General features: G+C 59.0%; 8 protein-coding genes and 1 pseudogene. 5 read left to right on the top strand and 4 right to left on the bottom strand.

The features are described from left to right. Positions 1 to 1,037, bottom strand: a 1,037-nt coding sequence (locus KYG_RS06590; RefSeq protein ID WP_008904070.1) for a TolC family protein, incomplete at its 3' end; no start/stop codon positions are given. Positions 1,038 to 1,051: 14 nt separating this feature from the next. Next, positions 1,052 to 1,285 carry a hypothetical protein gene (locus tag KYG_RS06585; protein WP_008904069.1) on the bottom strand — a complete coding sequence of 78 codons (234 nt, stop codon included), beginning with the start codon at positions 1,283 to 1,285 and terminating at the stop codon, positions 1,052 to 1,054. Positions 1,286 to 1,514: 229 nt separating this feature from the next. On the opposite strand from KYG_RS06585, the gene KYG_RS06580 reads away from it, so the two are divergent. The 5 genes from KYG_RS06580 to KYG_RS06560 all read left to right on the top strand — a co-directional run bounded on the left by KYG_RS06580 (position 1,515) and on the right by KYG_RS06560 (position 6,147). Next, entirely contained in the window at positions 1,515 to 2,201 is a 687-nt protein-coding gene (locus KYG_RS06580; protein ID WP_008904068.1) for a heavy metal response regulator transcription factor, read from the top strand. Further along, positions 2,198 to 3,604 carry a heavy metal sensor histidine kinase gene (locus KYG_RS06575; protein WP_008904067.1) on the top strand — a complete coding sequence of 469 codons (1,407 nt, stop codon included), beginning with the start codon at positions 2,198 to 2,200 and terminating at the stop codon, positions 3,602 to 3,604. The genes KYG_RS06580 and KYG_RS06575 overlap by 4 nt, the downstream gene beginning before the upstream one ends. After that, positions 3,597 to 4,859 (top strand): hypothetical protein, encoded by a 1,263-nt coding sequence (locus KYG_RS06570; RefSeq protein WP_008904066.1) that lies wholly within the window; start codon positions 3,597 to 3,599, stop codon positions 4,857 to 4,859. The genes KYG_RS06575 and KYG_RS06570 overlap by 8 nt, the downstream gene beginning before the upstream one ends. Before the next feature lie 244 nt (positions 4,860 to 5,103). Then, positions 5,104 to 5,406 (top strand): flagellar hook-basal body complex protein FliE, encoded by a 303-nt coding sequence (locus KYG_RS06565; protein WP_008904065.1) that lies wholly within the window; start codon positions 5,104 to 5,106, stop codon positions 5,404 to 5,406. Between the two features lie 120 nt (positions 5,407 to 5,526). Further along, positions 5,527 to 6,147: a class I SAM-dependent methyltransferase gene (locus KYG_RS06560; protein WP_008904064.1), complete on the top strand. Its 621-nt coding sequence runs from the start codon at positions 5,527 to 5,529 to the stop codon at positions 6,145 to 6,147. Positions 6,148 to 6,263: 116 nt separating this feature from the next. Here the strand turns inward: KYG_RS06560 and KYG_RS06555 are convergent, their stop codons facing one another. Continuing rightward, the gene (locus KYG_RS06555) at positions 6,264 to 6,788 is read right to left on the bottom strand and encodes a DUF4148 domain-containing protein (RefSeq protein ID WP_008904063.1); all 525 of its coding nucleotides are present in this window, start codon (positions 6,786 to 6,788) and stop codon (positions 6,264 to 6,266) included. A 96-nt stretch (positions 6,789 to 6,884) separates the two neighbouring features. Further along, positions 6,885 to 7,114, bottom strand: a pseudogene (locus tag KYG_RS06550) (hypothetical protein); the annotation flags it as partial.

The raw sequence follows: 7,114 nt of genomic DNA, 5'->3' as shown, positions 1-7,114 counted from the left end.
TCGCGCCGCATGCCACCCCAATCGAAGATCGGCAACTGCAGGCTGATCTCGAAGCCGCGCCGTGTGGAGTGGGTGTTTTCGGCGGCATCAAAGACCGAATCGCGCCTAACTCCCAGCTCGATGTCCGTGAAAGTGGTGAGCGTGTTCCAGCCTTGCGACTGAGCCGCTGCGTCGTAGTCGGCCTTCGCGAGCTGCAGATCCAGGCGCCCCTTTGATGCCTGGCGGGCAGCGTCGGAAGGGGACAACGGCTCCTTGGGCAGTGTGGGCAGGCGCTCGGGCAACTTGAGCTGTTGGGCTTGGCTGTCGTCCAGGCCCAGCAGCCGCACCAGCTCCTCACGGGCTGCGGTGACTTGGTGCTGGGCGGTGGCCAGCTGGGTCGCTGTGTCGGCATAGAACGCTTGCTGGCGTGCCCGGTCAAGCTTGTTGAAATTGCCCACCGACTGCATGCGTTTGGCCAGTTCGGCGCTGGCCTGGGCGCTGGCGACGACCTGTTGGGTGTAAGTCAGGGTCTGTTGCGTCGCAACAGCGCGGACCCAAGCCTGGCGCACCTGCGTCACTTGGTCCACCACGTCGCTACTCAGGCGTAACTGGGTCTGCTTGATCCGCTGCTCGGCAATACCTTTGCGTGTTGGCAAGGTCAGCAGATCCAGCAGGCCGAAGGACAGGAGGCGACCGATCTCCGTCTCGCTACCCAGGCGAACCCGCTCCAGGCTCAAAATGGGGTTGGCGATGCGTCCGGACTGGGCTGCAGTGGAAGAGTCCGCCCAGTTTTGGGCCACGATGGCCTGCAGGGACGGGCTATTGACCAGGGCGAGTTGAACGGCATCCTGTTGACTGAGCGGCTTTGCCAGCAAGTCCGAGGCGCGTTGGCGCAAGGCATCTTGCTCATTCCGGTCCCGGGCCAACGTGAGTTTGCCGTCGGTGAAACTGTTTGCCGCCGCGTTGGCGCTGGAGAGGTTTTGCTCCAGATTCACGCTGGCGCAGCCAGACAATACCGCAACTGCGGCCACGGCGATCACGATCTTGGCGCGGGGCATTTGCACTGGTCGGCTCATTGTTTGCCCCCGTGGTGTGCGTCATGGCCTTGGGCTGGTTGGTCCTGGCCCGCTGCGGGTGCGGACTGGCGCATTTCCTTGGCATAGGCCCGCCATCCTCCGATTTCACCCACCTTGTCGTTGGCGGCCTTCCACGGCTGGACTGATTGCTCCTTGTAGACCTCATAGCCCGCGAGAGCTGATCGGTACGAAAGTTGGTAGTCCACCTTTGGGGGGGCATCGTCCGGCATCTGAGCAAGTGCCAGCGAAGGTGCCAGCAATGCTGCGGCCAGCCAAGGGATTGAGTTAAGTCGTGAAAGCCAAGAATTTCTCATAGATTCACCATGCGTTTTGATGCAACGCATTGTGTGAGTTATTAGCTTCCAAAGACATAACGGATTGGTTACATATTTGTCATGTTCAAGAAAGGCATAAATCTCCGGGCACACTGGCGACCTCTTGTAGCGCCAAGGAGGTCTCGTGAAGATACTGATCGTTGAGGACGAAATCAAAACCGGGGAATACCTGCGCCAAGGCTTGCGTGAAGCGGGATTCAACGCTGATCTGGTTCACAACGGTGTCGATGGCCTGCGTCTGGTTCAAGAGGAGGATTACGATCTCGTGATCCTGGATGTGATGCTTCCTCGGATGGACGGCTGGCAGGTCCTCACCAATATGCGTCGTCGAGGCCTTGAGATGCCCGTGTTATTTCTCACGGCAAAGGACCAGGTTCAGGATCGCGTCAAAGGCCTAGAGTTGGGCGCAGACGACTATCTGGTCAAGCCGTTTTCTTTTGCCGAATTGCTGGCAAGGGCACGGACCATACTGAGGCGCGGCCGCAGTGGCGCCGAGGTGACTATTCTGCAGGTGGCAGATCTTGAACTGGACCTTCTGCGGCGTCGAGTCAGCAGGTCCGGCAAACGCATCGACCTCACACCCAAGGAATTCGGGCTGCTGGAGATGCTGATGCGTCGCCAAGGGGAGGTTTTGCCTCGCTCTCTGATCGCGTCGCAGGTGTGGGACATGAATTTCGACAGCGATTCCAACGTGGTCGAGGTGGCAATGCGCAGGCTTCGGGCCAAAATTGACGATGCCTATGACGCCAAGCTGATTCAGACGGTGCGAGGCATGGGTTATGTGCTTGAGGCACCCCAGGAGAATGTGTGATAGCTCAGTACTCGCTCACGACACGACTGACAGTCTTTTTTACGCTGGCTTCCGGGCTCGTGCTTGTTGGCCTGGGGACACTTGTTGCCATTTCCATTGACCGGCATTTTGTGGAACTCGACCGCGATGCTCTGCGCGACAAAATTCACCTCACACGTGAGGTGATAGGAAAATCCACGTCACCGCAGGACCTCAAAATTCGGCTGGACGACGTTTTGCACAGCCACGAGGGCCTTTTTGTCAGCGTTTTCCGTGACAAGGACCCGCTTTACGCGACCACGGGTTTCCAGTTTCCACAGGACCTCATCGCCCAAACCCAGAAAGCCCGCTTGGGGGTCGCATCCTGGCAGACCAATGACCGCGAGTACCGAGGGATGTCCGAATCCGTATCGATGCCGGGCGCCTCTCAAGCACCGCTCCAGATTTGGGTCGCGTTGGACATCGCACACCACAAGCATTTCATGCAAGGCCTGATTCGGGTGCTCGTGGGTTACGTGGCATTGGCAACGCTGGTGGCTGGGATCCTGGGCTGGTGGGCTGCAAAGAATGGCTTGGCGCCCCTTCGGACAATGCGGTCTCGCGCGATGGCGATCACGGCGCAGCGGCTGGACGATCGGATGCCAACTCAGGAGTTTCCGGTGGAGATGGCAGACTTGGCTACAACCCTCAACGAGATGCTCCGGCGCTTGAAAGAGGAGTTTGATCGCTTGTCCGAGTTTTCTTCGGATCTGGCCCACGAGTTGCGTACGCCGATCAACAACCTGATGACGCAGACACAGGTCACGCTCAGCCAGCCTCGCTCCTGCGGGGAGTATCAGGACATACTGGCCTCTAACGCCGAGGAGTACCAGCGTCTGGCCCGCATGGTGGCGGATATGTTGTTCCTGGCGAAAGCCGACCACGGACTCATTCTTCCCAGTACGGAAAAAATTGCTGTCCACGACGAAGCACAGGCCCTGTTTGACTTCTACGAGGCCCTTGCCGAAGAAAAGCAGGTCGGTCTGCAGCTTATTGGGGCGGCAGAGATCACTGGCGATCGGTTGATGCTGCGCCGGGCGCTGAGCAATCTCCTGTCCAACGCCATTCGCTATACCCCCCCTGGAGAACAGGTGGTCGTTGACATTCAAGGGGACGTTCACGGAACCACCGTGGATGTAGTCAACACTGGACCTTCCATCGACGCGCAGATGATCCCCCGCCTTTTCGACCGCTTCTTTCGGGCAGACAAGTCGCGCAAGCAACTGGACTCCGACGGTGCGGGCTTGGGCTTGTCTATCACCCAGGCGATTGTTCATGCGCACCGAGGCCGCATCTCTGTGAGTTCGGCCGATGGCAGGACTTGTTTTTCGATGTATTTCCCCAGTGCTCAGAACATTGGCAAGCGCCTCACAACAGATGCATGACCCCCTGGCCACCCTCATTGACTGCTGGAAGGCAGATCCCAGCAGCACCTACAACACCTGGTTCCTGTGGGATCAGCGGATCAAAAACTTCCGCTCTATTCGCCGAGGCATTACGCAAGTGGTGGAGGACATCCGAGCGGGAACGTTTGGCAACGCCTACCGAGGATCCTCGTTAGAGACAATCGTTGGCTCCGTGGCGGAGCAGCGCCAGATCTTCAAGGGTGCGGACCACGCGTTCCTCTGGAAACCCAAGCTGCGCATTCCGGACATCTACGAGAACCCGAGCAACCAGCGCGCTTTTGCGGACCTCCTGCACACCTGTGATCACTGCGACTGCGCAGAAGACGTAGTGGCCGCCATACAGCGCATTGATGCGATTGGCATCAAAGGCTTGGGCCCAGCAGTCGCCAACTTGCTGTATTTCATCCACCCAACGCTGGTCTCTCCCTTCAACACGGCCATCGTCAATGGGTTCAACGCGGTGACCGGGGGGCGCTTAAAGCTCGGGCGCTGGGACCACTATCTCTCCATGCGGGAGGGCTTGCTGCGCTTGAACGCGCAGTACCGGCTGAAACTATCGAACGATCTGGGCGCGATTGCAGGACTCATGTTTGACATTGGCAGTGGCCGATATGCAACACCGCTACAAGCAATGGATGCAGCGGCGGCAGCTCTCTGGCAAGAAGACCTTGAGCGTGTGCGGCAGGAATCTACCGCATTGCAACGGGAACTGTCCCAAGCGACCGAGAGCGATGCGACCCACACGGGTGTCCAGGCTTCGCTGCGCGACCTGGGCAAGGCCCTCGGCTTTGAGGTCTGGATAGCGTCCAACGACCGGGGCCGCGCCCATGGCGGGGGGCTGCTGGGAGATGGATGCATGGCGCAGTTGCCCGCCAGCCTGGACCGAGGACTGGAGTCTGTGCGACTGATCGATGTTGTATGGGTTGATCCCCAGACCTCGCAATTCGCCGCTGCATTCGAAGTCGAACACACCACGTCCATCTATTCGGGCATCGTACGCATGCTCGATCTGGCCTTGGGCACGCCGGTTGCAGGCAACTGTGCGCTGTTTCTGGTGGCTCCAGACAATCGCAGAGACAAGGTCGCTGAGCAACTTCAAAGGCCTGCCTTCTCCAGGGTGTCGGAGCTTGGAATCCGGTACTTGCCTTACAGCCAGCTGGAGCAGAACCATGCTTCCATGAGCCGCTTTGGGTCCAGCATCAAGCCGCTGCTAGAGATTTCGCAGCGGCTGTGAGCCACGGTTCATCGGCGCGGCGCGGTCCCTGTGGGTTTGGCTCCTTGGGCCCAGGGGGAGGCAATCCTCGGGGATGTCGGCAAGATGAAGTTCCTGTTATCCCAAACGCAGGGATTGAGGGGCAGAGGCTTGCGTCGCAAAAGTTACAGGTCAGGCGCCATTAGCTACGATGAGCCATCACCTTGGTAGAGATCTCCGAGGCGGCACTTCGCAAATTCTTCGCCAAAACCAAGAAGCTCTCGACATGAACGTCACTACTAAGCCATTAGATGCTCTATCGCCAGTCGGCTTGTTGGGAAACTCTGTGCACAAAGCGCCGAGCATCCAGGAAGGCGGTTTTCTGGACGCGATGAAGCAGGCGCTGACAACCACCAGCCATTTGCAAAGTGAGTCGGGTCGGCTGAGTCGTGAGGTCACACTCGGCAATCCCACGGTCAGCTTGGAAGAAACGATGCTCGCCGGAGTCAAGTCGAACATTGCGTTTCAGGCTACCCTGCAAAGTCGTAACCGAATTGTTCAAGCCTACACCGATGTGATGAATATGTAGGTGTGACTTGCTCTGGGCAAAAGCCACGTAGTCGGAGCACAGATCGGCGCGGACGCTTCCCAGCGAAGTCGGCACATTCCTGCGAGAGCATAGACGCGCGTACTTTCATTGGAGATTTACATGCAGTCCAAAGATCATTGGGAGCAGGTCTACACGGCAAAGCCCACCTCTGGGGTGAGTTGGTTTCAGGAACACGCTCAGCAATCCACCCAGCTCATTCGGCAGACTTCAGTCGCCCGTGATGCGAGCATCATTGATATTGGAGGGGGTGCTTCAACTTTGGTCGATGATTTGCTTGATGAGGGGTACATGAAGGTCGCGGTTCTTGACTTGTCCGAGGCTGCTTTGTCGGCGTCACGGTCTCGACTGGGGGCGCGTGCGGACACCGTAACCTGGCTTGTGAGCGACATTACGCGCGTGGACCTTCCACGGCATGCCTACGACGTTTGGCATGACAGGGCCGTTTTTCATTTCCTTACCTCGTCGCACGAGCGGGAGGCCTACGTTCAGGCGGTTCTGCGCGCTGTCAAGCCCGGCGGTCACGTCATCGTGGCGACGTTTGCAGAAGACGGACCAGAGAGGTGCAGCGGTTTGCCCGTCATGCGCTACAGCGCCGACGGCTTGCACGCGCAATTCGGGGCCCCATTCACGCTCTTGCAGCAAGCGCGCGAAGAGCACCATACGCCACTCGGCACCGTCCAGAAGTTCATCTACTGTCTGTGCCGCAAAGAGCCGAGCTGAGGTTCGCATCGCGCCGATGCCTCCGATGCCCCTACAGACATATTTTCCTTGGGCCTATGGTTCGCTATGCAGGCGCTCTTGCCAGGCATCGACGTCCTCACGTGGACCGGACCGATTTAGAAGCGGGGAGCCTTGGTGGACTCATCCGATGTGACGGCGACGGCAGCATGCTGCGCTGCGTGGTATCGGTCCGGATAGATTTCGTTGAGTTTGCGGCCGTCTTCGCCCACAGCGACGACTTCGCCCTCGCGGATGGCACGTGCCAGCTCGCTCTTGACCTGGTCGCGTGTCTTCAGCGATTTGCTCGCCACGGTGGGATAGCGGCCTGACATCAGTTCATTGCGTTTGACCCCGAACTCGCCGGCCACCATGATGTCGCCTGTGCGGATAGCCTGCTCCAACTCGTCCCGCACTTGCTCCCGGGATTTGCCGACCTGAGTCGAAGTAGCCACGGGATAGGCGCCAGGATTGATCTGTTTGAGCGTAAGACCCGATTCGCCAAAGGCGAGCATGTCGCCGCTTCGCTGAGCCTGCGCCAATTCAGCCCGCACTTGTTCGCGCGTCTTGCTGACCGCTTGGTCCGAAGCAAATGCGGGGGCGGCGACGAGGGAAAGGACGATGAGGGTGGACTTGAGTTTCATGATGGGATTTCCTTGTTGAATAAATGATGGTGGTTTGAGTGCAACCGCAGGCCGGTCTTGAAGGGGCACACGATTGCAGGTAATCGTTGAGACAGCTCAGGGGAGTTGGCGGGCGTTGACCCAACCTGCCTCGCCGCCCAGGTCGCGCATGCCATCGCTGGTCACAGGGTTGCGCTTGGCGGCCTGCAACTCATCCAGAACTTGCTGGCGGGTCTTGGTGAGCTTGGGACCGGGGACGAGCGGATAGGTAGCGGGGTAGCCACGGCTGATCCAGTACAGCGAACCGTCCTTTTGAGCGGCCAGAACGGTGTTTTCGACAGCTTGGC

The sequence above is a fragment of the Acidovorax sp. NO-1 genome, assembly GCF_000238595.1.
Lineage (GTDB): Bacteria > Pseudomonadota > Gammaproteobacteria > Burkholderiales > Burkholderiaceae_C > Acidovorax.
Note: the sequence above shows the minus strand (reverse complement) of the source record. Positions and strands in the feature narration are given on the sequence as shown.